This is a genomic window from Acinetobacter genomosp. 15BJ (assembly GCF_000400715.1).
Classification (GTDB): Bacteria; Pseudomonadota; Gammaproteobacteria; order Pseudomonadales; family Moraxellaceae; genus Acinetobacter.
On sequence record NZ_KE007347.1, the window covers coordinates 1004031 to 1029941 of the forward strand.

The 25911-nt window shown below is 36.7% G+C and carries 26 protein-coding genes and 5 pseudogenes; 10 read left to right on the plus strand and 21 right to left on the minus strand.

Annotated features, from left to right (window positions below):
- Nucleotides 1-2: 2 nt before the first annotated feature.
- The 4 genes from atzF to F896_RS09415 all read right to left on the minus strand — a co-directional run bounded on the left by atzF (nt 3) and on the right by F896_RS09415 (nt 4186).
- On the minus strand, nt 3-1832 hold the full coding sequence (gene atzF, locus F896_RS09430; RefSeq protein ID WP_016163788.1) for an allophanate hydrolase: 1830 nt from the start codon (nt 1830-1832) through the stop codon (nt 3-5).
- A 249-nt stretch (nt 1833-2081) separates the two neighbouring features.
- Nucleotides 2082-2438 carry a winged helix-turn-helix domain-containing protein gene (locus F896_RS09425; RefSeq protein WP_016163789.1) on the minus strand — a complete coding sequence of 119 codons (357 nt, stop codon included), beginning with the start codon at nt 2436-2438 and terminating at the stop codon, nt 2082-2084.
- A 58-nt stretch (nt 2439-2496) separates the two neighbouring features.
- On the minus strand, nt 2497-3606 hold the full coding sequence (locus F896_RS09420) for an S-(hydroxymethyl)glutathione dehydrogenase/class III alcohol dehydrogenase (RefSeq protein WP_032882390.1): 1110 nt from the start codon (nt 3604-3606) through the stop codon (nt 2497-2499).
- 304 nt (nt 3607-3910) lie between these two features.
- The gene (locus F896_RS09415) at nt 3911-4186 is read right to left on the minus strand and encodes a metal/formaldehyde-sensitive transcriptional repressor (RefSeq protein WP_004653592.1); all 276 of its coding nucleotides are present in this window, start codon (nt 4184-4186) and stop codon (nt 3911-3913) included.
- Between the two features lie 296 nt (nt 4187-4482).
- On the opposite strand from F896_RS09415, the gene F896_RS09410 reads away from it, so the two are divergent.
- Nucleotides 4483-5991, plus strand: a complete 1509-nt coding sequence (locus F896_RS09410) for a phospholipase D family protein (RefSeq protein ID WP_016163791.1) — start codon at nt 4483-4485, stop codon at nt 5989-5991.
- A 36-nt stretch (nt 5992-6027) separates the two neighbouring features.
- Here the strand turns inward: F896_RS09410 and F896_RS09405 are convergent, their stop codons facing one another.
- Nucleotides 6028-6651, minus strand: coding sequence for a class I SAM-dependent methyltransferase (locus F896_RS09405; RefSeq protein ID WP_016163792.1), 624 nt, complete (start codon nt 6649-6651; stop codon nt 6028-6030).
- Between the two features lie 21 nt (nt 6652-6672).
- The gene (locus F896_RS09400) at nt 6673-7263 is read right to left on the minus strand and encodes a uracil-DNA glycosylase family protein (protein WP_016163793.1); all 591 of its coding nucleotides are present in this window, start codon (nt 7261-7263) and stop codon (nt 6673-6675) included.
- 362 nt (nt 7264-7625) lie between these two features.
- On the opposite strand from F896_RS09400, the gene F896_RS09395 reads away from it, so the two are divergent.
- Entirely contained in the window at nt 7626-8555 is a 930-nt protein-coding gene (locus F896_RS09395) for an LpxL/LpxP family acyltransferase (RefSeq protein WP_016163794.1), read from the plus strand.
- 156 nt (nt 8556-8711) lie between these two features.
- Here the strand turns inward: F896_RS09395 and F896_RS09390 are convergent, their stop codons facing one another.
- Both F896_RS09390 and bla read right to left on the minus strand, forming a co-directional pair.
- Nucleotides 8712-9350 (minus strand): GNAT family N-acetyltransferase, encoded by a 639-nt coding sequence (locus tag F896_RS09390; RefSeq protein ID WP_016163795.1) that lies wholly within the window; start codon nt 9348-9350, stop codon nt 8712-8714.
- 133 nt (nt 9351-9483) lie between these two features.
- Nucleotides 9484-10341: a class A beta-lactamase gene (bla, locus tag F896_RS09385; protein WP_016163796.1), complete on the minus strand. Its 858-nt coding sequence runs from the start codon at nt 10339-10341 to the stop codon at nt 9484-9486.
- Between the two features lie 292 nt (nt 10342-10633).
- Between bla and F896_RS20420 the strand changes: the two are divergent.
- The 3 genes and pseudogenes from F896_RS20420 to F896_RS21335 form a co-directional block, all read left to right on the plus strand.
- Nucleotides 10634-10780, plus strand: a pseudogene (locus F896_RS20420) (CPCC family cysteine-rich protein); the annotation flags it as partial.
- Nucleotides 10771-10917: pseudogene (locus F896_RS21240) on the plus strand (DNA polymerase V subunit UmuC); the annotation flags it as partial. The pseudogenes F896_RS20420 and F896_RS21240, both read left to right, overlap by 10 nt.
- Nucleotides 10918-11136: 219 nt before the next feature.
- Nucleotides 11137-11271, plus strand: coding sequence for a hypothetical protein (locus F896_RS21335; RefSeq protein WP_016163797.1), 135 nt, complete (start codon nt 11137-11139; stop codon nt 11269-11271).
- Between the two features lie 136 nt (nt 11272-11407).
- On the opposite strand, the pseudogene F896_RS0119845 reads toward F896_RS21335, so the two are convergent.
- Nucleotides 11408-11752 (minus strand): annotated as a pseudogene (locus tag F896_RS0119845) (lysozyme); the annotation flags it as partial.
- Nucleotides 11753-11898: 146 nt separating this feature from the next.
- Nucleotides 11899-12024 (minus strand): annotated as a pseudogene (locus F896_RS20425) (G:T/U mismatch-specific uracil/thymine DNA-glycosylase); the annotation flags it as partial.
- 629 nt (nt 12025-12653) lie between these two features.
- Here F896_RS20425 and F896_RS09380 point away from each other — a divergent pair.
- The 4 genes from F896_RS09380 (at nt 12654) to F896_RS0119850 (ending at nt 14789) form a co-directional block, all read left to right on the plus strand.
- Nucleotides 12654-13208 carry a PAAR domain-containing protein gene (locus F896_RS09380; protein WP_016163800.1) on the plus strand — a complete coding sequence of 185 codons (555 nt, stop codon included), beginning with the start codon at nt 12654-12656 and terminating at the stop codon, nt 13206-13208.
- Nucleotides 13209-13219: 11 nt separating this feature from the next.
- On the plus strand, nt 13220-13834 hold the full coding sequence (locus F896_RS09375; protein WP_016163801.1) for a hypothetical protein: 615 nt from the start codon (nt 13220-13222) through the stop codon (nt 13832-13834).
- Nucleotides 13831-14319: a hypothetical protein gene (locus tag F896_RS09370; protein ID WP_016163802.1), complete on the plus strand. Its 489-nt coding sequence runs from the start codon at nt 13831-13833 to the stop codon at nt 14317-14319. Before F896_RS09375 ends, F896_RS09370 begins: the two co-directional genes overlap by 4 nt.
- Nucleotides 14320-14465: 146 nt before the next feature.
- Entirely contained in the window at nt 14466-14789 is a 324-nt protein-coding gene (locus F896_RS0119850) for a hypothetical protein (RefSeq protein ID WP_212750006.1), read from the plus strand.
- Between the two features lie 402 nt (nt 14790-15191).
- Here F896_RS0119850 and F896_RS09365 read toward each other — a convergent pair whose 3' ends face one another.
- The 5 genes from F896_RS09365 to F896_RS09345 form a co-directional block, all read right to left on the minus strand.
- Nucleotides 15192-15809 carry a LysE family translocator gene (locus F896_RS09365; protein ID WP_228130610.1) on the minus strand — a complete coding sequence of 206 codons (618 nt, stop codon included), beginning with the start codon at nt 15807-15809 and terminating at the stop codon, nt 15192-15194.
- A gap of 70 nt (nt 15810-15879) precedes the next feature.
- Nucleotides 15880-16701 (minus strand): AraC family transcriptional regulator, encoded by an 822-nt coding sequence (locus tag F896_RS09360; protein WP_016163805.1) that lies wholly within the window; start codon nt 16699-16701, stop codon nt 15880-15882.
- A gap of 520 nt (nt 16702-17221) precedes the next feature.
- The gene (locus F896_RS09355; protein WP_016163806.1) at nt 17222-18013 is read right to left on the minus strand and encodes a class I SAM-dependent methyltransferase; all 792 of its coding nucleotides are present in this window, start codon (nt 18011-18013) and stop codon (nt 17222-17224) included.
- A gap of 96 nt (nt 18014-18109) precedes the next feature.
- Nucleotides 18110-18352, minus strand: coding sequence for a hypothetical protein (locus tag F896_RS09350; RefSeq protein ID WP_016163807.1), 243 nt, complete (start codon nt 18350-18352; stop codon nt 18110-18112).
- A 172-nt stretch (nt 18353-18524) separates the two neighbouring features.
- Nucleotides 18525-19622 carry an LLM class flavin-dependent oxidoreductase gene (locus tag F896_RS09345; RefSeq protein ID WP_016163808.1) on the minus strand — a complete coding sequence of 366 codons (1098 nt, stop codon included), beginning with the start codon at nt 19620-19622 and terminating at the stop codon, nt 18525-18527.
- Nucleotides 19623-19938: 316 nt separating this feature from the next.
- Here F896_RS09345 and F896_RS09340 point away from each other — a divergent pair, with 316 nt between their 5' ends.
- Nucleotides 19939-20424 carry a DUF2867 domain-containing protein gene (locus tag F896_RS09340; RefSeq protein ID WP_016163809.1) on the plus strand — a complete coding sequence of 162 codons (486 nt, stop codon included), beginning with the start codon at nt 19939-19941 and terminating at the stop codon, nt 20422-20424.
- An 80-nt stretch (nt 20425-20504) separates the two neighbouring features.
- On the opposite strand, the gene F896_RS09335 is transcribed toward F896_RS09340, so the two are convergent.
- From F896_RS09335 to F896_RS09310, 6 genes and pseudogenes are all read right to left on the minus strand, one after another.
- Entirely contained in the window at nt 20505-22835 is a 2331-nt protein-coding gene (locus F896_RS09335; protein WP_016163810.1) for a TonB-dependent receptor, read from the minus strand.
- Nucleotides 22836-22968: 133 nt separating this feature from the next.
- On the minus strand, nt 22969-23844 hold the full coding sequence (locus F896_RS09330; protein ID WP_016163811.1) for an MBL fold metallo-hydrolase: 876 nt from the start codon (nt 23842-23844) through the stop codon (nt 22969-22971).
- 10 nt (nt 23845-23854) lie between these two features.
- Nucleotides 23855-24265 carry a DUF6691 family protein gene (locus F896_RS09325; protein ID WP_016163812.1) on the minus strand — a complete coding sequence of 137 codons (411 nt, stop codon included), beginning with the start codon at nt 24263-24265 and terminating at the stop codon, nt 23855-23857.
- Nucleotides 24265-24681, minus strand: a complete 417-nt coding sequence (locus F896_RS09320; protein ID WP_016163813.1) for a YeeE/YedE family protein — start codon at nt 24679-24681, stop codon at nt 24265-24267. The genes F896_RS09325 and F896_RS09320 overlap by 1 nt, the downstream gene beginning before the upstream one ends.
- Nucleotides 24682-24887: 206 nt before the next feature.
- Nucleotides 24888-25639, minus strand: a pseudogene (locus F896_RS09315) (zeta toxin).
- Between the two features lie 4 nt (nt 25640-25643).
- Nucleotides 25644-25898 (minus strand): hypothetical protein, encoded by a 255-nt coding sequence (locus F896_RS09310; protein WP_016163815.1) that lies wholly within the window; start codon nt 25896-25898, stop codon nt 25644-25646.
- Between the last annotated feature and the right edge of the window lie 13 nt (nt 25899-25911).

A 25911-nucleotide genomic window follows, 5' to 3' on the forward strand; every position in this document is an offset into this window, starting at 1 on the left:
AATTAATTGGCTGTATTGGCGACTTGGTTATTGCGATACTGGATATACGCTCTCCAGCCACCAAAATGGCTGATATTCTCTGCATCGCCTAAACCATAAGGTTCACAAATAAAGCCTTTAACCCAGCGGCCATCTTCCAGTTCGACATTGCCCATACCCAATGGGGTTGGAATTTCTGCGACAAACTCACCAAAGCGTGCTGTAGGTACATCCCAAAGCTCGACAATGATGCTTTGTCCATCTTGCTGGCGAGCCAAACCCGGTTTTGGTGGAACCGTGCCATTCAAGGCATAAAGCGCATAGTCCTGAGAGGTTTTAGTGGTTTCAACATGAACGGCACCGCGCGTGGTGAGTTGGAAGTTCAATGGCATCCCTGTTAGATGCGCCCCTACAACGGCGACACGAATATGATAAGGAGACAGCAAAGTCGGTGCGCTTGGCACAGATAATGTCTTATCTACAGCACCCAATTTCAGTGCTAAATAGTTCTGCCATGCTTTACCAAAATGTACCAAGGCTGCATCATGCCAAGCAGGTGCAATTAAGGTGATACCAAAAGGTAAGTTGTCTGCTCTAAAGCCTGCGGGTAATGCCAAGGCACTTAAATCAGCGAGGTTGGTGAAATTGGTATAAGTACCGAAATGCGCGTTGTATTCAATCGGATGTTGTTGCATTTGTTCAATGGTATAAATCGTTGGTGAAGTTGGTACGATCAAGGCATCAAACTCAGCCAAGCTGTCTTGAATTTTTCGAGTCAAATCCTGCTTTAAATATTCAGCATTGTAGGCATCCACCGCAGAATATTTTTCACCTTGTTGAATAATCTCTAAAACGGTCGGATCAAAATCAGCAGCATTGGTTTTGAGTAGGTTGGCAGCCGCAGCAGTGCGCTCCGCAACCCAAGAGCCTTGATAAAGTTGGGCTGCAAGTTGCTCAAAAGCAGAAAAATCAATCGGTGTAATTTCAGCATTTAAGCTTTCTAGTAATTGAATGGTATGTTGGAAGGCTTTTTCAGCCAATCCATCACCAAAGAAGTTCAATTTATTCGGAATGGCAAATTTCAATTTGCTTGAAAAACGTGCAGGTACGTTTTTAGGATGCTGACGTGAATAGCTATCTAAAGCGTCATAAGCTTCGACTTGAGCGGCAACCAATTCAGCATCAGACACTGTGAGTGCGAAGATAGAAATACAATCGATACTTTTTACTGCGGGTAATAGACCACGATTGGAAAAACGCCCTTTGGTTGGCTTTAAACCCACAATATTATTGAATGCTGCTGGCACACGTCCTGATCCTGCGGTATCTGTTCCTAAAGAAAATGGGACTAAGCCACGTGCCACTACACTGGCCGAACCCGAACTTGAGCCACCACTAACATATTCGGGTTTAAAACTATTCGGTACCGCCCCAAATGGTGAACGTGTGCCAACCAAACCTGTAGCAAATTGATCAAGATTGGTTTTACCAAGTACAATCGCACCGGCCTGTTTAAGTAAACGAACCGTTTCAGCATCTTGTGTTGCAACACGATTCAGTGCCTTACATGCCGCTGTGGTGACAAAACCAGCCACATCAATATTGTCTTTAACTGCAAACGGCACACCATATAACGGAAATTGTTTTTGCAGGTTGTCGCTATCTTGAGTCAGTTGCTTTAAAGATTGGATCTGTTGTTCAAGCAAATCTGCACTGGCCAGCGAAATCCAAGCAACGTCCTTTGGATCAATAGCTGCAACCAGTTCTTTTAGCGTGTCTAACTGAATCTCTTGCTTTAAATACGCTGTTTGCCACTCAGAAATTGTCCAGCCTAAAGTTTTTATTTCGCTCACTTTATGAATCCTATCTTGTATACAAGTTTGAATAGATAAAAGCAGAAAGCGTGCCAATAATATTTTTAATATAAAAATTAATAGCTTAATATAAATACTAAAGTACAAGAACGTTTGAATGGTTTATTGATGGTGCTAAAAAGATCCGACAAGAATATGTATGCGCTATAACTCAGCAAATTTTTATTGAGAGAGAAAGGATCAAAACAAAGATGATGCAATACTGTTTAAATTATTTTATTTATAAGATTATTTATTTATTTTTAGATAGTTAGCTAAATCTTCAAACTCAGTTGCAACAGCATGAATCGCTTGCTGCTCCATGGCTCTGAATTTCTTGAGCACGATTTGCCCCAATTCAGTCACCACTGCACCACCACCATGCGTTCCGCCTGTTTGGGTATCAACCAGATTGGAATGAAAGCATTGATTCATGGTATCGACCAACTGCCATGCGCGACGATAGCTCATGTCCATAGACTTTGCTGCCTGAGAAATTGATCCTGTACGATGAATTGCATCTAAGAGTTCCGCTTTACCCGGACCAAAAGCAATCTGCTCATCAGATAAGATTCGCACATGCAGTTTTAAACGTGGTTTTGACATCAAGATCCACCTAAGATTTGATGATGCTTTTCACATCATCAAATCCCGTCATTTAAAATTAGAAATGAATTACCGTGCGAATTGACTTACCTTCATGCATCAAATCAAAGGCTTCATTAATATCGTCCAATGGCATGGTATGTGTTACGAATGGCGCCAGCTCAATTTCACCTTTCATGGCATCTTCTACCATTTTTGGTAATTGGCTACGACCTTTTACACCACCAAAAGCAGTTCCCATCCATTTACGTCCTGTCACCAACTGGAATGGACGCGTTGAGATTTCCTGACCTGCACCCGCAACGCCAATAATCACAGATTGTCCCCAGCCGCGATGTGCACATTCCAGTGCTGAACGCATGACATTGGTATTGCCGATACATTCAAAAGAATGGTCAACACCCCAACCAGTTATTTCAACAATCACTTGTTGAATCGGCTGATCATAATCTTTTGGATTGAGGAAATCGGTTGCACCGAACTGTTTTGCCAGTTCAAATTTATCAGGGTTGGTATCAATGACAATAATACGCCCAGCTTTAGCTTGGCGGGCACCTTGCACCACAGCTAGACCAATACCACCAAGACCAAAGATAGCAACGCTATCGCCCTCTTGTACCTTCGCAGTATTGTGTACTGCACCAATACCAGTGGTCACACCACAACCCAATAAACAGACTTGTTCATGATTGGCTTCAGGATTGATTTTCGCCAAAGATACTTCTGCAACCACGGTATATTCACTAAAGGTTGAACACCCCATATAGTGATAAATCGGTTGACCATTATAAGAGAAACGTGTTGTACCATCTGGCATCACGCCTTTGCCTTGAGTGGCACGAACTGCGACGCATAAATTGGTTTTGCCTGATTTACAGAATAAACATTCCTTACATTCAGCGGTATACAGCGGAATAACATGGTCACCAACAGCAACACTGGTCACACCCTCACCGACTTGCACCACAACCCCTGCACCTTCATGTCCAAGTACTGCAGGGAAAACACCTTCAGGATCATCACCTGATAAAGTGAAGGCATCGGTATGGCACACCCCTGTATGGGTAATTTTAATCAGGACTTCACCCGCTTTAGGTGGTTCAACATCAAGCTCTACGATTTGTAATGGTTCGCCTGCGGCAAAAGCAACAGCTGCACGAGATTTAATCACAATGACACTCCTTTGGGTCAGTTGATATTTCAACCATGCATTGTGTTATCGGCTAAATGAGGAGCAATTAAAGCTCCGTAAATAAACAAGGCATGAAACACAGGCAATGGTGGCCCCTTGTCAAGTTTCATAACGCAGTTTACGGAAGTTTTAGCCATAACCCTACGGGACAGGCAGATTTTTTATCGTTACGGCGTTAGGTTTTGCTTACTTAGAATCACTAAGTTTCACAAACCCTGCCTTGTACCGCTTAAAAAATCTCTTCTGTCACAAGCATCTGTGAAATGTCAGCTGCCCTAATTTACTTTAAATAAGATTTAAGAATTTTACTGACTTGAATAAGCTCTTGACTGCGTTGCAACTCAGAAGATTCACCGACAACTAAAGTGTCTTTAAGATGAATTTCGAGAAGTTCCGTCATCAAACCGTTTAATGCTCCACGAACTGCGCAGATTTGCTGCAAAATATCAGCGCACTCTGTGTCATTTTCCAAAGCCCGTTCAACACTCTGGACTTGACCTTGGATTCGTCTTACACGTGTGAGAATCTTTTTTTTATCCTCTAATTGTTTAGGCATAATGTCGACCACATTAAATCTAAAAATATACTATACACCAGTATAGTAATTTAACTCAATATTTACTGATTTAAATTCTATAGCATTGCGATTATTGATATCTATTTACATAGTAGGAAAGATAAATCAGAAAATAAGTATTTGATTATATTTACAATTACATTTAAACCTTGGAACAAAATAGCATTTAGATATATAAGAAAATCAACCACCTACAAATTACTGTTGGACTCGCACGCTTGATCAATAAAATCATAAACAATTCATACCATTTTAAGATAGCGACACTTGTTATCATGTTGGGAATTAGTGGTTGTTCTTTGCCACCCAATCAGAACCATGATCGGAGTAACTCCTTGCACACTAAAACAAAGTGGATGAATGATCCACAAGCCGATCTCAATATTGAAAAGGGTTTAACGGCTTTTTTAGCTTTGGATGATGCTTTTTTAAGTATTGCCTCTCGTATTCATTTAATTCGAAATGCTAAGCATCAACTTGATTTACAATATTATATTTGGAATGATGATGCTATCGGCAACATAATGTTGCACGAATTGCTCAAAGCAGCTGATCGCGGGGTAAAAGTCCGCTTATTGATTGATGATCAGAATGGTATAAAACTAGATAAAACCTTAAAAGCTCTCGCCCAACATCCAAATTTTGAAATCCGTATATTTAATCCTTATAAGTTTAGACACTTACGCTTTATTGATTATGTTTTTAGACTAAAACAGATTAATCATCGTATGCATAATAAGCTCACTATTGCTGATCATTCGATTGCGGTGACGGGTGGGCGTAATATCAGTAGTGAATATTTTGATGCCAGTGACCAGTTTCAATTTAGTGACATGGACATTTTGTTCTATGGCAAAGCAGTTGATCGAGCGGAACAGGTTTTTGATGAGTTTTGGACTGATAAACTTAGCTATTCAACTGAACAATTAATGGGCTCTGGCACCCTCCAACAATTGGAGAGTTTAAGAAAAAGTTATAAAGCTTTAGATCAGGTTGATACACCAACTGAAGATAAGCTTGAAGCTGCACAAGATTATTTAAAATTACGCCTCGAAAATTATCCAATTCAATGGGCGAAGGCGCATTTTGTCGCTGATCATCCCAATAAAGCGTTAGGACAAGCCAAAGATCAGGAACTTTTATATGCTCAAGTTTTGAAAATTATGGGTAAACCTGAACAACATATGGAGTTGGTCTCAGCTTATTTTGTACCTACAAAACAAGGAACTGCCTACCTCAATCAACTCTCCAATGATGGTATTAAAGTCCGTGTCCTAACCAATAGCTTGGCGGCCAATGATGTTGCCGTGGTTCATTCTTTTTATAGCCAATACCGTAAACCACTTTTACAAAGTGGTGTGCAACTATATGAGTTTAAACCGAATATCGAACGTAAAAAACGGACTTGGTATGAAATTGCGACAGGAAGCGTGATTCCAGTTAAAGGCAAGAATCGCTCAAGTTTGCATGCCAAATTTTTTGATGTCGATGGAAAAGTTTTTATTGGTTCATTTAACTTTGACCCACGCTCTGCCCATTTAAATACAGAAGTTGGTTTAGTGGTTGAATCTGATCATTTACAAGACCAGATTACCGCTATGCTAGATCAGCATTTATTACAAGTGGCTTATCAACTCAAATTAGATCAAAACGGCAATATTGTGTGGTATGAGCATAAAGAAAATGGTGAGGTTGTTGAGCACCACCATGACCCTGAAAGTACCAGATTCCAGCGTTTTACCATGCGCTTTGTGTCTTATTTTCCCGTTGAATGGATGATGTAAATGCATAGCGAGTTTATCTAGACTCGCTATAATTACTTAATTCAGATTCATTTCAAACAAACATAGCCCATCTATCTCTAACGGCATCTTTATCTGTTTAAAAGATGCCTGTTTGAGTGCATCCAAATGCTCTTGTTTGGTCATATAAAGCTGAGCATTTTGCATCGCATGTGCTGCGCACAAATGATCACACACTAAATAATGGCCTTGAGGTTTTAATAATTTTTTTACGATTTTATGGAAATCGGTTGCATAACATTTATGTCGAAGCTCATGTAATGCTTGATGGATAATAATAAAATCATACTTCTGAGAGAATGTATTCTGCCAATCAGCAGCTTTAAAGCTTCCAACAATATAGGCTGCCCGTGCTCTTTCAGCGGGATTGAGCTTTTCTTGTGCCAGTTGATGCATCGCTTCTGAAAAATCAAAAGCGGTATACTCAATGTTAGTAAGTTGCGAGAGCAAATGTCGAGCTAAAAAACCTGGTCCAGAACCAAGTTCCAATACATGACATTGCCCAGAAACATGCTGTCTAATGAGATTGGCATAATATTCAAAGAAATCCTTGCGCCACGGCCTTTTCATATTCGCTGTTTCTTGCCATTCCAAAGCATCAGCGAAATTTCTTAAATCAATTGGGCTTGCGACATCCTGCATTTATTTCCCTCTCATTTGTATTTATACCAAGCCAATCTGTTCAAAAAATTGTTTGTAGGCTTCAGCTTTCTTTTCCAGCGCTAGTGGATATGCTCTCGATGATGACGGCAGTCGGTATAGATTCAACTCTCGATCAGCATAATTCACCTTTACCGATTGCCCAATCATAGGCTTAATTGCTTGCTCTGGAAAATGCTGCATCAGCGTATCTGTTGCCTTATCACCCGTAGTCATGATGGTATGACACCGTGGAATTTGTTCAAGTAATTTGGATAAATCTGTAGGCGTGATAATTTCTAAAAATTTATCAGACGCATTACCTTGTAAGCGTTTCAATTGATAGGCCGTGTCAAAGATTCCTACACCAATTTGAGTTAAGAACTCACGGATAATTTGCTCTTTAAAGTTTTTATTGGGCAAATCTAAAAAGTGATCTTTATCATTAAAAAAGATCAGACCAAATATTCGCCACATATCATTTTGATAGTTTGGATAGTAAAAATCCATCTTCCATCGAGTTTGTGGCGGCGGAAAACTGCCTAACATCAGTAGCTTCGCGGTCGCTGGTAGAAACGGTTGCAACGGATGTGTTTCTATTTCTATATCAGTCATTTATACAGAGAACCAAATTTTTAAATTGAGCGAAAAGTTTCGTTTATTTTATAGAATCTTCTAGTGTTTTGCTTGGGTCTTTTGTTGGTGAAAATTTCACCTTCATAAAATATTCGCAATATCATTATTTCGTATAGTTCTGAATTGGGCTGATGAAAGCTATTTACTAGAAGTTTTGGTGAAAGAAGATAGGGATAGGTCTTTGTTTTGTGCCAAATAGGAAATGATCTATGAATCGGGACTAATTAAGCAAAAATCCATTTCGTTGGGATAATCGTCTTACAGTAAATTAAGAATGAATAAATCAATAAAATTAATTTATTCATGCTAGGCTGATCAGTTTTTCTTAAGAAACAGCCGCTATGTCGTTTAATCGGAATTTTAAGGCAGGAAAGTTTCATTGGTCATTTTTATTACCAAAATATTGGGGAATATGGTTAGCTTTAACTCTTTTAATGATATTTGCAATTCTTCCTTGGGCCATTCAATGGCGGCTTGCAGAGAGACTTTCAAAACTAGCTTGGAAAGTCCTCAAATCTAGACGCAAAACGACGATTAGAAATCTAGAACTATGCTTTCCTGATAAAAGTGAGCAGCAAATACAAGCAGATGCGAAACAAGTCTTTTTTAATATGATGTTAGGACTATTTGAAGCATTAAATGCTTGGTATAACCCCCGTTGGTTCCAGAATAGAATGCATATCCAAGGTCTAGAGCACCTTAAAAGTGCTGAAGGAAAAGGAATTTTACTCATAGGCACGCATACCACTTTGCTCGACGCTGGTGGTTTTGCATGTGGATCTTTTTTCGAACTAGATGTTGTCTATCGCCCTCAAAATAATCCACTCTTAGATATGATCATTAGTCGATGCAGATCTACAATTTATCAGAATCAGATTTCTAAAGATGATATGAAAGGATTGATATCAAATCTAAAGCATGGACATGCTATCTGGTATAGCCCAGATCAGGACTTTGGGCTTAAACAAGGAGTAATGGCACCATTCTTTGGGATACAGGCAGCGACAGTCACTGCGCATAGACGGTTAATTAACATAACCAAAGCTGCAGCAATTCCCTTATATTTTTATCGTAATGGTGATATTCGCAACCCTCAATACCATATTTTACTAGAACCAGCTTTGAAAAACTTTCCAAGTGTTGATGAAGTAGAAGATGCAATACGAGTCAATTTGGTGGTTGAGAATCAGATAAAAATGTTTCCTACACAATATATGTGGTTCCACCGTAGATTTAAAACTCGCCCAAGTGGTGAAAAAAGTCTCTATTAACTATTTAAGGTAGCCATTCGATATTTTTGTAAGAGATTAAAAAAGCCCTTTGAGGAGGGCTTTTTTTCAGTTTGCTTTTATACATTAAAAACATATGTATTGTTGATTGTATTAACTTTACAACCAGATCACACATACAAAAAACTCATTTTCAAATCATTTTACTTTACCTTCGTATAGATAATATATTTCACTACCTTGATTACTATCGCGCCATAAAAATTTCTCTTCTTCTATCCGGTTCAATCCTTTTCTTTCATAAAATTGAAAGTTTGAACTATCATCCGTATAAAGAAAAAATTCTTTAACCTTCATTTCAATAAGATAATCGGTAAACATAGAATACAATTTATTGCCTATTCCCATACCTTGATATTGTTCATCTATGATAAACAAATTCAATGAAGCATTAAAATTTTTACCACTTCTAAGAAGCAATGTTTCATTTAATATCAAAGTATCTAAATAACACGCAAATACTTCATCTCTTTTATCTGAAATTAATGCCTTTAATGCTGTATATTTTCTTATCTTGGCAGTAGCTTTTTGTCGAATATTATCAATTATTGATGCAGCAATGACTCCAACAATCTCATCTTCATTACGTACCACAAAGATACGAGAGGAATTTATAATAACCTCACCTAGAAAAAATTCCGCCATAGGTTTCACATTCTTTTTAGGAACCCATGAATGATAATCCCAAGTAAATACAATCATCTGGTTTATTTTGTCTAAATCATTTTCGCTCAATTCTTCTGCAGCTTCATACTTTAAAGAAACATTACTACTCATTACTAACACTCATTTAATTTCAATAAAAATACAATTTGCGATTCAAAGCTATTTCAAGTCCTCAATGCTTTAACTATCGTAATAGATAGCCCTCTAATAAAGGCTATCTAACTGATCAACCGAACATTCTTCTTTATTTAATCAAGTGCTCTTTTACAATATGATCACTTAAAAGTTTAATCACTTCTGAGCGTTCGTCTAGAGAAGTCTCGCTTTTTCTCACATAAATACTGATAAATACAGGTGCATGAGTTTCTGACCATACCATTGATGTTAAGCCTCTAATTCCATAATCACTGGCCCCCGTACGATCAGCGATTTTCCATCCTTTAGGTAAAGCAGCTCTTAACATATTATCTGCAACTTTATTTCCAATCATCCATTCTTTTAATTGCTCTTTTGAACTTTTAGATAAGACATTGCCCATCAATAACTTTTTCATACTGGCATTCATTGCATTGGGAGTAGTTGTATCTCGGATGTCATCTTCGGGATTAATGACAAGATCTGGTTCATATCTATCTGATCTTGTAACTTCATCGCCAATTGAACGCATGAATGAGGTTAGGCCTACAGGGCCTCCACCTGCCTCTATCGCAAAGTTTGCTGCCGTATTATCACTATATGCAGTTGTAATTTCACAAGCTTGTTTGATCGTCAGTTTTTTATTTACGTAATCTTTAACAACTGGCGAATAAGTAACAAGGTCTTTTTGCTGAATCGTTTTTGAATGATCTAAAGTAAGCTTTTTAGCATCAACCTTCGCCAATACATTCGCACAAGCAAGAGCTTTTACGGTGCTGTCTAAAGGAAAGCGTTTATCGCCATTGATCGAAATCAATTTATCATCCATATCCAAGATAGATACACCAATCTGCCATCCCTTTTCGGATAGGGTTTTGATTTGCCCTTCCAGAGTAGCAGCCATAGTCGCTGACACCGAAGAGCCAAACAAAACAACAGCTATGACAGATTTCGATAACGATTTCATATTGCATCCATATATTAAAAATTTAAAAAATTAAGCGCGGTCAAGTATACCTCTAGAAATTTAATTATTAAGTTAATCAAATGTTTTATCATTATTTAATGGCTTACATGTATTCAATAATAAAGCCTCTATCAAAGGCTTTTACACATATTTCAACATGAATATTTTTGTTGATCTTGTTATCAGCCCTACATGGTAAATGACACTAGATGCAGGCGCTAAGAATTGATGAGAACACTAAGCGCTTGCAGTAATTCATTAAGCAGATTACGTTCTGCAGTGCGGCGGTAGGCAAGCAGAAGATCATGATTACGGTAGCGGTGCAAACGTACCTTCACTAAACCCAGCTCGTGAGAATTTTAAAAAGTATAGTGCGATTGAAGAGTGCTTTGTTAAGAATGTGAGAAAGCCTAGGGATGAGGAGATTCCGAAGGTTTAGAGTGTATTCATCAGAAATTTGTAAAGAAGAAGATTGGAATAGGTCCCTGCTTTGTGCCTAACCGCAATTGGTCTATGAGTAGGGATAAATTAAGTAAGAAACCGTTTAGATGGGTTGAATTGCTCACAGTGAATTAATTTATTAATTAACCTGTGATGAGCTTATACCCTTTACTCATAAATATATTACATGTCAATTAAATATAAATATACAGACCTGTATGTATACAAATACAAACAAAGGTTATAAACTTCAACAATATTGTAATTCATATATTATATATAAATTAAATTATATGATTTATAACGTTATAAATCATACTTATAAATTAAATTGATTTAAAATGAGATATCATTATGAAAAAAGTATTATTGTCTTTAGCAATATTAGTTACGGTTTCTTCAGGCGCTATGGCTGCAGATACAGCGAAAAATGACACAGCATTTATCGGTGGTGGATGTGGCTTTAGCTGTGGAGGTGGTGGTCGTTAATTTTTTTAAATAATATACAACCTCAGCACAGCTAGTTAAGGTGCTAATTTGAGGACCTTAACTTTTGGTGATGATGCATACATCAAATTATATTTTTAATAAAATCATGATTAAGTTACTTCCTTAGAAAGAGAGCTCACTCAGCTGCACGGCGGCACACTAATCCCTTCATTACCTTTCCTCCACCAATATTCCAGACTTTAAACTGTTCAGCCGCGCCAGAATAATTGCCGGCATTTAGCCTTTTAATCAAGGCCGAATCTTTAAGAGCTGTTTCACCAATGTTATATGTAAGGCTCCCCAGAGCATCAAACTGATTTTGATTAATAACTACTTTTACAGCAGATTCAAAGCGCCTCAAATCATGTTGAAAAAAGGACATTGCTTGCGCTTTGGTACAGCTATCGCCTCTTTTCACTCTTATTCCATTAGGATAAACCGTGGTGCCATAGCCGATCGTCTAGGCACCGACACCATCGTCCATTTGCTTAAATGACAGGAATAGTTTTCACAAATGGGATTTATAAGTTATTGTTTCTATAAGTTACATTTCCACGTTAAAAACTGCGTATATTTATAGGTATAATTAATATAAATCAATATATTATATTCATTGTATATCATATCGTTTGGATAGTAAAAATCCATCTTCCAGCGACTTTGTGGAGGTGGAAAACTGCCCAGCATCAATAGCTTGGCACTGGAAGATAAAAATGGTTGTAGTGGATGTGTTTCTATTTCTATATCAGGCATTTATATAAAGAGCCAAATTTCAAATTGAGCGAATAATTTTATTTATTTTATAGAGTTTTACGGTTTTTTTGCTTGGGTCTTTTGTTGGTGGAAATGCCACCTTCACAAAATTTTCGTAATATCATTTTTTCTTTGAGTTTCGAGTTTGTAGATCTAACAGCAATAGATTGAGTGAAAATCTGCTTTCAAAACATAAAAAAAGCCGCTTAAACAAGCGGCTTTGCGAACGCGGTTTCAACTTCCGCCATCTCCATCAAAGACCAAGAATTATTATTTAATAAATGATAACGATCCATCTGTGCTAAGTGCCAAGGTTATGTATCTATATAATCATTTAATACATCATCACAGTAGTAGTACAAATAATCTTCAATATATTTATTTGGTTCGGAAATAAAATTGACCACAAGTGTTCCTTAATAGAGGATAAATTATTACCAAAATTGGATGAACTAATGTCTGTGAAAAATTTGAATTAAAAATTTCCTTACAGTCCTCTTAAGAGGACTTTTTTCAACTTTTATCTTTCTATTGAATTTTTAACCTTACCATTAAATAAAACTAAACAGTATGTTCTGTACATGCCCTGCTATCATCCCCTCACAAAAATTAAACAGAGGGTAAAATCTATGGCCACACCATATATTGTCGTTGGCTGCCCCACTACTGGAGGCGGTCAAGTTATATCTGGCAACAGCATGTTCCAGGTTGAAGGCATTCCTATCGCTTGCGTTGGTGATAAGGCAACATGCCCCAAGCATAAAACAGTTGCTACGATTATCTCTGGCGATCCACACATGCAGATCTTTGGAAAAGCTGCAGCACGAGTCAATGACTCTCTTTCATGTGGCTGCAAACTATTACCAAAGCAAAATTTAGTTGTTCAGGATAATGGTGGGGGTATGGGAAGTGTTGCAAGTGTTGCCCCTGCCATTGCCACAGCACAGGATAGTTTTGTTAAAGAGAACCCCGACAAAGAATATGGAATACAATTCCAATTAAAGGATGAACAGACGCAGAAAACGTTTAGTGAAATTCCATACTCAATCATCTATAAGAAGAATGGGAAAGTAGAAACTGGGTGGACCGACGCAGAAGGTAAAACTCACGTCATCAATGCTAACTCGCCTGATGAAGTTGAATTTCAAACAATTGATGCCTCAAAACCGTTACCCCCCTTATAAGGATCTTAAATATGACACAAGATAGAATATTTTCACCGACTCTAATCCCATCCTTAGATAATGAAGTCAAAGTCTGCCATGCAGATGAATTATTAGATCCTTTACTTTGTAATAGTATCGTTAAAATACTTAACTATCATACAACGGTGCCTTACACTTTTATGATGAACCAAGCTCAATGGGACTGGGTAAAACAGAAATATCCCTTTGAGCATGATTTAGCTATTCGCTTTGGGCTTGAGTATGATTTGCGCCAGTTTAGCGATTCAGTATTAGAACGCTATTCTTTTCACACAATGATGTATTTAAAGTTCACCTTGTATGCACAAAAGCATTCCAGAAATAAAGGGGCTGAAATGATCTTAGAATTAGCAAAAGATTCTTTTTCAGCTCGAATGGCAATTGCTAAGAAAAATTTTGGTGAAATAATAGATTTAGCATTATCAAATGCAAGTAAGCCTGTTCTTGCCTCAAATGCTCTGGCAGTATTTACCAACAATGGCCCTTTTGGAATTAATGAATATATGTATCAAAATGTCTTTGGACGTTCATATGATAGAGCAACAGTTTCTCAATATATTCAAAACTACAACTACACTCCACCTAAAAACCGTTTTTCACTATGAAAATGACCTTAATCCCCGTACTAGCTATTTCTTGTTTATTCTTAACATCTTGTAAAGCATCATCTGATAAAGATGATATTGATCAATTTGTAAAAGTAGATCTGAAAAACTATGCAACTGATAACTACAGAGTTTTTATCGAAGCTAATAAGAACTTCTCTAATGATCCTGCATTAAAAGAAACGCTTTTTAATAATACATACGTAAAGCTGGAAACAGCTCGTAGTCTTTTAAGTGAAGAGTATCCTGATTGGGTGGAAGGTTTAGACCGCAATGGTTTCGATTATGCAGATCTCAATACAATATGTTGGATGACAGTCTATATGGAAAACTATGTAGGCAAGATTGGTGAAAAGTATAAAAAAGATCTTAAAGTTGAAACTCTAAGTGACGTACATCGACTCTATGAAGAAAGGCAAAAGGTCATCAAATTAAGAGATAGTAAAGAGCAAACCGCTAAAAATTTTGTTGAAGTATGTACATAGCACTCTAATCACATCAATTAAAGTAGCCGCAATATAATGATGTAAAAGAATGCCAATCACTAAATTGGCATTCTTTTTTTTTATTATTTTTCAAAAAACTTAAGTTATCGATCGTTCGCTTATTATCAGAAATGGGAAATTTAACAGTGAACAAATTTAAAATATTACTTATTCTTAATCAACTATATTATACAAAGTTTGTTTTTAGTGCTGCTTACGAGGAAGCGGATCAAGTATCAAAAACTAATGATCAATTATTGAATTTTGCTAGTTATCAAGTCCATGCAATTAAAACTACATATGATACTTTGGGCATAAATTTATCAGAAGACCTTAAAGCACTTTCAGAAGGGAAAAAGAGTGTTATGACACTAAATGCCTTAGATGCTCTGTGTGTAAGTAATAAATTTATTGGAAAATACTCAGCTTTAAAACTTAAGCCTGGAAGTAAAATATCACCAGATGTATAAGACCTTTCAGATAAGGCCCTAGCTCTTCAGCCCGAAATTGAAAATATTCTGAAAGATTCGGCAAATCCTATGGGTGATATTCAGTGTTTAAAACTGAAATAATACTCTCTTCTTAGCAGTATAAAAATGCCAACTTAAGTTGGCATTTTTATATATTTTCCAATAAATTAATTTGATAATAATGTGTGAAATACAGCTAGATAAACTACTCAAAATTATTTTATAAAATTTCAGTTAACACCACTTTTAGTAATCCAGATTTATACAAGAATTTGATACCTACAAATTCGGGTTTGTAAAAATGATCATTCTCATCATCGCCATGTTGTGCAATAACTTCACCGTCCCACTCTCATAAGCAGCGTGCGCAATACCACCATCTCTGCCACGACCAACAACAGATCACTTAACCAAGACCATTAAACCTAAAAACACAATAATGGCTCCAAAAAACCTGTTGATATAAATACCGATTTTAGAGTCTACTTTGACATTAATAGCAATTTTTCTAGCTAAAAATACCAGAGGAATTTGTATTAACAACATGATAATGATTAGCTCAACACCAAGTACTAACATTTGCAACGTGACATGACCAGGCTCTATTTGAATAAACTGAGGAATAAAAGCCAGTGTAAATATAATCGCTTTGGGATTTAAGAGGTTGGTGAGTAATCCTTCTATATAAAGTTTTTTATAGCTTTTCTTAGACTTGGTATTATCAATACTGAGTGGGTTATTATTTATAAATATACTAAAACCAACCCACAAAATGTATAGCGCACCTAAAATGACAAAACTTTTATACAGTACAGGAGAAGAATAAATTAATGCCGTTACACCAGCAATTGCAAATAGGATATGGAACATCACTCCAGTCACTGCACCCAATACAGTGATCAATCCCGCCTTAGCTCCCTGACTCATTGCATTCGATAATGCACGCAACATATCTGGACCAGGAATAAGCGTTAAGATCGTAGCAGAAATAGCAAACAGCCAAAGTGTTGAAATATCCATAAACATCATTTGAAACGTTAATTGGATATATTTTCAATATCTCTAAACAAACAAGATAGAATGATATTGCTCAGCGACTGAAGTTGCGATAATTACGAGGCGTCGTCCCATAAGTAGATTTAAATGCTCTTCCTAAATGAGACTGATCAGAAAAGCCACAGCTAACTGCAATTTCTGCGATATCACGACCTGCCGAAAGCATTCTTTTCACTTGCTGTAGTTTAAGTTGCCGCTGATAACGGCTTGGGGACAAACCAAACTTTGCTGTAAACTGACGACATAAATGGAATTTTGACATGTCTGCTGCTTGCGCTAATCGATCTAAGCTAATTCCTTCGAGCTGATAATCATGAAGATATTCTTTTGCCCGTATTAAATGTGATGATGCTGAATTCTTTTGACTTGTAATGTTTTGTACTCCAACAGAAGAAAATACGTGAAGAAATTCAGCCATGCAGTTAGTCCAAACAACGTCTCTTTCAAATTTATCAGTGTCTATGTTTGTTAAAACTTTGGCCGCCTCACACAGCTTTTTTGCAAATACAGTTTGTTTTAGGCCAGTCACAATATTCGGAGGCAAATGCATTTCCATACTTTCAGCCGTATTAAATACACTCTCTACCTTTGGATAAAACATAAAATATCGGCATCCTTGTTCACCAACGACTGTTCCGGCATGGACTTCCCCTGGAGCAATGATACTGACTTCACCACATTGAACAATCCCTTCCATTTTTCGCTGTGCACTATTGTTATTTGCCCCTCGTAACACAACGCCAATTGACCAAGTATCATGCCAATGTCGTTCAAACTCATGGTCAAAAAAGTCTGCGATAAGTAGCTCTAAGCCATCTAGATCATCAAAACAATGGATTCGTGCATAATTTTTCATATCAATTCCATCTTAAAGCTTTAAACAATTCATAATGAAAGTTAAATTGATTATACGTTGATCTTAAAGAAAAGCTTCATTAAGGAAGAGTCTTTAGCCAGAGAGCAATTTGAATTTAGACATGATCCCCCAAATGGGACAGCCATTCCATACACTTTAATTGCTGCTGCAAGCTCTACACAGTTGCTTACCGGCTCTACAATTTACTTTCTTCAGATAATAAAAAAAACCGCTTTCGCGAGAACAATTAATTTTTTAAGACGCGCTTTTAAAGTAGCGCATGTAAATTTTCTAACTCAGTATTTTTTAAATGCTCTATCAAAATAAAGGGCTTCATAAACCTCCACCTACTAATGAATGTTTTCCTCCCAGTATTAAATGCTTTCGAATTCATTGAGCATTGGCAACATTTTTAGCGATATCAAGTGGCGCATAAAAACAACCATTAGATTTTTAAAAACACCTGTAAGCCAATTAAATAATTTCAAAAATAAGTCATTAATATTTAATAAATTTAAATTTATTGGTTCTTTTCACCCAATATCGAAAACATTAATGGTAAATTTTTGCCAAAATGCTCAACCCTGTATTTCCCATTCTCTTTCATCATATTACTAAAACAGTTATATGATGAGTAATCATATTCTTTGAATTCGAGAATATTTATTCCGTGATTGATTAAACTTGTAAATATTTCACTCAGGCTATGATTCCAAGTGATTGCTTGATAGTTTATTTCTGCTGATTGATCAGCATAAGAGCCAGTAGATGTTTCACTTATAGGGTCATTTTTGAAGTAGCTGTATGTTATATTTTTAATTTCATCATCAAACATCCATATGACTGGATGAAATTCAATAATCAAAAATTTACCCCCAATTTTTAAAAAATTGGATATCACCTTAGCCCATAAATCTAAATTTTCTAACCATCCTATAACCCCATAACTCGTAAATACGTAATCATATTTTTTGTCTAAAATATTGGATAGTTCATAAATATTGGAGCAAATAAACTCTACATTTAATCCCAGTTCATCGTTAAACTCTTTTGCTTTTTTTATGGCCTCTTCTGAAAAATCTATAGCTGTAACATTAGCTCCAAGTTGAGCCAAAGACATAGAATCTTGTCCGAAATGACATTGTAAGTGTAGTATAGATTTTCCTGAAATATCCCCTAAAATACCCAATTCTATTGGGTTCAGAGTGTTTCTTCCTTTTAAAAAGGAAACATTGTCATAAAACTCGCTCTTGATATGCGGATTTGTTTTTAAATTCCAAGCATTCTTATTAATACTGATATAGTCACTCATCTTTTATCCTTTCAAGAACTTAAAAATTAGTTTTAATTATATAAAGAAAGCCCTTTAGGGCCTTCTTTTACATCTAACCTAAGCATTAAACTGTGATTATGTCATTTCACCTAAATAGCAAATCGAGATCGCAAATAAATTCTCTGGTTCAGTCGTGGGATCATTCTTTTGGATCCACTCGGCTCCAATGATGCTTAATTCATTTAATTTAGATTTAGAAACTGGTGGCAAGAATGTTTCTAGCGGTAGTTGAATGCTGAAATTCCTTGTATTGCCGTTATTACTCTTATCATTAAACGTATAACCAATTAAGTACCAATGATATTTTTGTTCAGACATTTGTTATTCTCAAGTTTAATTATTGAGCTAATTTTATAGCACAAAAAGTAAAGATTCCTACTCAAAACTCATCATTTTTTCATATAAATAAAGGACTCATAATACATTGTGACAATCTTTAAATGACTAAGGATTGTCACAAGATCAACGAGCAATCAGAGAATTATTTCAATCATAATTGCGATTTTAGTAGCCCTCTGTCTTTTAAAATTGGTAAAACGTGATCCCTGAAATACGGAAATTCTTGCGTATAATTGAGGAAAGACAAGGTACTGCCTGAAAAACCTGTTTCATGTAACAGTATTAGCCCTTCAGCAACTTGTTCGGGAGTACCGACCAATGGAAAACCGCCATGACCTACGGCAATACGTTGGCGCAATTCTTCCCGTAGATCAGCTGGGAAAGATTTACAAAACGAAAATAGGGTATCCATTAATTGCTGTATAGCACCATGATCTGCGTTATTTAATTGTCGATCCCACTCAGCTTTCGCTTCTTCTTCAGTTGAACGACAAATCACATGGGCAAAGGTCAGGACTTTAATTTTGCGACCTAAAGTCTCAGCCTCATCTTTAAGTTCTTTAATTTCTGTCACTGAGCGTGCTAAATCAGCAGCGGGGGTAAATAAAAAATCTGAGTTTCTAACTGCAAACTCGCGCCCTTCCTTAGAACCAGCAGCATTAAAAATGGGTGGAAAGACTCGAGGAGTTGGTTTGCCATAGGTGCCTTGGGTTTGAAAAAATTTACCTTCCCAATTGAATGGCTCATTGCTTTGCCAAGTCTTCTTAATTAATTCATACCATTCTTGTGCATAACCATATCGTGTCTCATGATCATCAGGTAATTGTAAACCCATAGCATCGTATTCAGGCTTATTCCACCCTGCGACAATGTTTAAGCCAACACGATTATCACTGACTTGGGCCATCGTTGCGATTTGTTTTGCGACCACAATTGGATGGTTCAGTACCGTATGCAATGTCGCAAAAATCTGAATATTTTTAGTTTTTGCCAATAATGCCGATGTCCATGTCACGGTCTCTAACACCGTTCCATGAAAATCCTTTTTGCCACCATGACCAATAAAACGTGCCGCGGATAACATGAAATCGATTCCAGCATCATCGGCCATTTGTGCCAATTCCAAGTTGTGGCTCCAGCTGGCATCCCAGCCATCATCTAGAGTTGAAGGTGTTAAACCTCCAGAACAATTAGAGGCAAAAATGCCCAATTTAAAGTGATCTGATAAATTGAAGTTGTGTTGATGCATGATTTTTCCTTTTTAATATAAATCGTTAAAAATGAAGAATAGGAACATGTACTTCCCGAGAAAGGCCAATCTTTATCAAAGTAAGGACTTATTTCTCTATGTTATAAAATCAGTCCTGTTGTCGTTAAATTTTCTACAAATTATGTGAAATATAACTTATCTTAGCAAAATGAATATCAATTAGAAAAGCCATTTTATATGAAAATAGTAAATCAAATTTAAAATAATCGTCAGATAATGTGATTGACAAATATTCAATAATTCACCTATAAATTAATATAAATTTCATATATCTATAAATCTAGGAATAGGCACAATGGAACATCAGAATGACCTTCATCCTTTGGTTGCTCCATTAGCATCGCTTAACTACCTACATGAAGCACATCAATACATCGACAAGAATCTGACAGTGATGCAAGTTTATAACTTAATGACAGGTCATCCGCCCTTTTGGCTACGTATCGCCTTTAAGATCAGAGATTTTTTAAGTTTAAAGTTGGGAGGTGTTCAACCGATCAAAGGCTTTAGTTCGGTTAAACCAGAAAATGTTGCGATCAACGAAAAGTTGGATTTTTTTGATGTGGTGAAAATTACGGACAAGGAATTATATTTACAGTCTACAGATAAACATCTCAGTGTATTAGTCGCATTACAGCTTCAGGAACATGATGAGTTTAAGAATGAATTAACGGTCACAACCAGTGTGATCACTTATAATTTTTTCGGAAAAATTTATATGCTTCCTGTCTCCTTGGTGCATGATCTAATCGTCAAAAATTCATTAAAAAATCTAAATTAAGCGTTCTCAAGAACAACCACTGGAAGTCTTTACTAATTATTCCTTCCAGTGGGTAAACTTAAATTAGAAGATTCAAACAACTATATCTTCATATTAATTCCAACTTGAAAACCTCGTCCAGGTAATGGTGCAATGTATTTCAGTGGGGAGTTATGTGGTCTCGCTTCTTCATTCAGCAGATTTGAGCCGTTCAGGAACACGTCAATATCAGAATTCTTTAATTTTAGATGCTTACTGATCTGCATATCGACCATATTGAAGGCTGGTAAAGGCTCTTCCTCCGAAACATTCTTCCCTAGATATTTAGGTTTATCATAATAAATACTTGAGAGGCGTGCAGCCCAATCCCCTTTACTCCACTCTACGCTTGCACCGTAACGGCTTGTTGGCATGTTTGGTAAATAGTTGCCATCATTAAATAAGCTATATTGATTTGGGTTTAAATTTTTATTTTTTACAAAATCAGCAAATGCGCCAAGCGTAAAAATGCCAAATTGCTGCGTATTGATTTTCTGCTTAAGATCAACTTCAAAGCCTGTGATTTCTGTATCTGTTTGAGTCCAGTATTTGAGAGGTAAGCGGTTCGCCGTTTGCATGCCAGAATGAGTAAGATAGAGATAGTTTTCAAATTTCATCTTATATACAGTAGCCTCAAGATTAAAATCTTGATAATTGAATAAAGCTGTCAGCTCTGTATTTTTAGATTTTTCAGGCTCTAACTTTTGATTTCCTTGCTCATTAATCATAATAGAATAATGGTTGCCACTGGCATAAAGCTCATTCAGCTCTGGAGCACGCTCCGATACTGAATATCTAAGCTTCATGCCTACATAATCATTCATTTTGAAATATGAACCCAAACTGTAGCTTTCTAAATCGAAATTGGTATCTTGTAACTTAGTATTCGGCGAGTTGCGAGATACTTTAAAATCACTGTCTTTGATCATGTGATCAATACGTTCTTGGCGATAGCCTGCATCGAAAGATATACGATTCAAGTCAATTTTTTCTTGGATAAAGATCGCTTGTGTTTTGGTTTTTACATTAGGAAGATAGCGTAACTTGCCTTGTCCTTCGATAGTTCGATTACTCTGACTCAGCCCAAGTAAACCATTCAAATAAGTAAAAGGCTGATGTCTCAATACAATTTCGGCTTGTTTGGTATCAAAGCGGTAATCATTTGCTAACTGTGTCCCGAGATATTCACCTGAACGATTGATCACTTGATTCGCTTTGAAATCGATTCCCTTCAAAAATGGTGTATCAAAATTATATTGACTATCCAATGTATATTTTCGTTGATCCGTCTTTATTCCTACAGGTAGACCGTCATCATAAGAAGATTGAAACGACTTATTTTCTAAAGAAAAGCCTGGTACACCGTATGCATTTTTCTGAGAGTCTGCACTCAAGCCAATATAGCCATTTTCCAGAAAGTAGGTACTCCCGATCGCATAATGCTGATTCTCCAAATAGCTATTGCCTAGCTTTCGATTGTAATTTGGTGTCACATCGTTATTAATTCTATTTTCCTTAAACTTGGGTGTATCAGCAATATATTCAGGATTTACTGGGTTGATATATGTCTTACCACTCCAAACAGATGAGGGTTTATCGGTATAGAATGAAAACTTCCCATCTGCCCAATCTGGATTTTCAGTCATAAATTGGTCAATATACTTTTGCGATGCGGTGTTATAGATCTGCTGTATGCGCGTATCTTTTTGACAAGCATCTGCCAACGCTGAATTCACACCACCTGTTGCTGGGAAAACTGCGCTATTACAAAGTTCAGCTTTACTGTAGCCTGGAATTTTATAAGACGAAATGTCCTGTTTTGAAAATAAGAAGTTAGTTGAAAAGTTGCTTTGATTATTTAAATTCAATTTAAAACCATGTGCATCTGCATTATTCCAACCTTTTCGCACAGCCAGCTCTAAATTATGATCTTGCTTGGGAATTTCTTTGCTAATCAGGCCATTCTCTACATTTACACTACCACCAATTGCATTTCCACCGTATCGCACACTATCCGATGACTTATTCACCTGAATAGATTGATTAAATAAAGGATCAAAAGGAATGGCAATATTGCCACTGATTGCATTCATTCCATAAGCTGAGAGTCCATCCTCAAGAATTTGTACTCGATTACCACTTAAACTGCGGATAACTGGTGCTCCTGCATTGGGACCAAAAGAGCTACTCTGTACACCTGGCACTTGCTTAAGTGCATCTCCTAATGTTTGATTTTGTGTATTGCGATTTTTTACAACGATATTGTTCCCGATTGAAAGATCTGTTTCTGCTTTTAAACTGATGTTTGGCAATATGACAGGACTATCCTGCTCATTTGCAGATGCTTGATGATTGATAAATAGAATGGCTATTGCTAGGGCTTTGTAACGCACATTGAACTCCTTATTTTCAATTGTTATGTTATAACATAACAATTAAGTGTTCAAACAAAACCTAAGCTTCATTTTTCATACTTAATGTGCGTAAAAAAGAAATTGCTCAAATCCTTTTGAGCAATCAAGTGTTTTATGATCGATTAAAGTAATTCAGAGGTAACTTTAGGTAGCGGATTCCATTAGACTCAGGTTCTGGCAATCGACCTGCATCCATATTGATTTGAATCGCAGGCAGAATAAGCTTAGGCATCGATAGAGTCGCATCACGTGCTTGGCGCATTTGTACAAAGTCATGCTTAAGCGTTTTTGCATTTAAGTGAATATTGCTTTGTTTTTGCGCTCGAATATCTGTTTCATAAATATATGTATCACGACCTTGTGGTTTATAGTCGTGACATAAAAAGACGCGTGTATGTTCTGGCAATTGATACAGCTTTTGCACGGAATCAAATAAGATATTCGCACTGCCTTTCGGAAAATCACAACGCGCCGTTCCATAATCTGGCATAAATAAGGTATCACCAATAAAAACAGCATCACCTATCACATAACTTAAACACGCGGGTGTATGTCCCGGTGTTGGTATGTTATATGCCGCTAAGTTTCCGATACTGAAGTGTTCATGGTCTTTAAACAAATAATCAAACACCTGATGCGTATTAAAATACTTCATATCGATGTGATAAATTGCACTAAATGTTTCCTGAACAATGGCAATTTTCTCACTCATGGCAATCTTGCCACCCAGCTTAGATTTCAGATATTGAGACGCCGTTAAGTGATCTGCATGAACATGTGTTTCCAATATCCATTCAACTATAAGTGCTTGAGATTCAATATAAGCAATCATCTCATCTGCATGCTGTGTGGATGTTGATGCCGAGGCAGCATCATAATCCAAAACACTATCGATAATTGCACAATGCTTTGTTTCAGCATCATGTACAACATAACTAAAGGTATTACTTTGCTCATCAAAAAAGGCTTTGACTGTTGGATGTTGCACTGCATTCCTCCTACTGTTTGGCCCAAAGACGATGGATCAACATACCGAGCAGCATTGCTGCAATAAAATACCAAACTTCAAAATAACCCAGTCCGATCAGGGTAATTGCGGGTGCTGGGCAAATGCCTGCAATTCCCCAACCCATACCAAATAATATCGCACCTGTGATCAACTTCTTATCAATTTGATTATTCTTTGGTAAAGTAATCGTCTCACCTGATAATGTTTTGGGATTGCGTAAGGCTTTCTGAAATGGAATAAATGCAACTGCAATTGCACCAATCATCACAAACATCAAACTAATATCCCAGGCGCCAAAAATATCTAGAAAACTCAGTACTTTTTCAGGATTCGACATTCCTGAAACCAAGAGGCCCAATGCAAATAGGCTGCCAAAGATCAATGCAAACAAATTCTTCATTATGCTACTCCCAGAATATGACGCACCACATACACCGTAACAAAACCAGCGAACATAAATGTGATTGTGGCAACCATTGAACGTGGAGATAAACGGCTAATCCCGCAGATCCCATGCCCACTGGTGCAACCTGAACCTAACCGTGTACCAAACCCCACCAACAGTCCAGCAATGATCAAAGCGAGCGGAGACGACTGCATGATAATTTCAGGCTTAACAAAAATTTGATAAATAAATGGTGTAATAATCAGGCCTAATAAAAACCAAAAAGCCGAACTACGTAAAAATGTTTTGGGCTGTAATAATTGAGCAATCAAACCACTCACACCCGCGACACGCCCATTGACGTATAAATAACCAACAGCCGCTAATCCAATTAACGCGCCACCAATTAAAGCTAGAATAATACTTGTCATCATCCTCTCACCAATCAATATATGTTTTTATAATATATTACTATAAATAATAATTAAACAAATCTATTCAATATTAGCGCTTAATCGCTTATTTTTACGAAAAATGGCATACATTGGTAAATATTTTCTAAAATTAAGTAAGCTAATTTGAATTTTGAACATAAAGACAGGATGTGAACAAGCATCGTATTTCTTGAACAGACCAACTATTCGAACTCAGCAAGCACCCTTTCTGCAAACCAAACAGGAAATACTGTCACGATCGGATTAATTCTTAGTCGTTCAGCCTGTTCAATTTCTGCCAAAAAAGCTGCTTTTTCACCATCCGAAGAATTATCAAATATAAAAGCTCGATCACTCACCTCGATGGCTTGCATTAGTAAGTTCATGCTGCGGTAATAACGATCACGAATTTTGGGTTCTGGTACAGCATGCCCACCGGTACTTACCCGATACTGTACCCGCACAATATTGATTTCAGGGTCAACCGTTGAAACATAGTACAGATATGTTTTAAACCCTTGCTCCTGAGCCATTCTCAGAAACTCAACTTTGCTGATATGCGACATGACAGTTTCAAAGGTAAAACTAATTTTTAAGCTTAGAAATTCTAAACGGATAAAGTCGATAATTCTGGCAGCAAGATATGAATCAATATCTTGAATAGCAAAAACAAGATGGTGCTTATCTAGCAATTCAGGTTCTTGACTTAATAAATTACAGGTTTTTTGATTTAATTTTTTCTTTTTGGTTTTTAAAAATGCAATCAACTTTAGCGCGTCTAGAGACTCATGATAAATCTTTAAGTCCAAGCGATGAGTTTGATTTAAGTTTTTTTCGAGTTCATCTGCATTTAAATATGCCCAATATGTCGGGGCAATAAATATTCTTTAATCGTACTTTTACCAGAACCGTTTGGACCAGCAAACATGCGAATTCTAGGCGTAGACTGTCGCATTAACTTATACAACAGCCTGCTTTTTCTTACGTTTCAATAGAGCACGAGATGCTTCAATAACAGTATAAGCGCCTGATATATCCTTGATCACTTCAGTCTCACCAGTTGGATGCTGTTTTAACAGTTGATGACCTTTGGCATAGACCACAGTAGAGGATTCACTTGCCTCTTTAAACGCATTACGGAATGCTTCTACAGCAAGCTTAGGAAGAAGACTTTCCTCTTGCGTACTCATTTTCATGATTGTAAAAGCTGTCATTAAAGACCCCTCC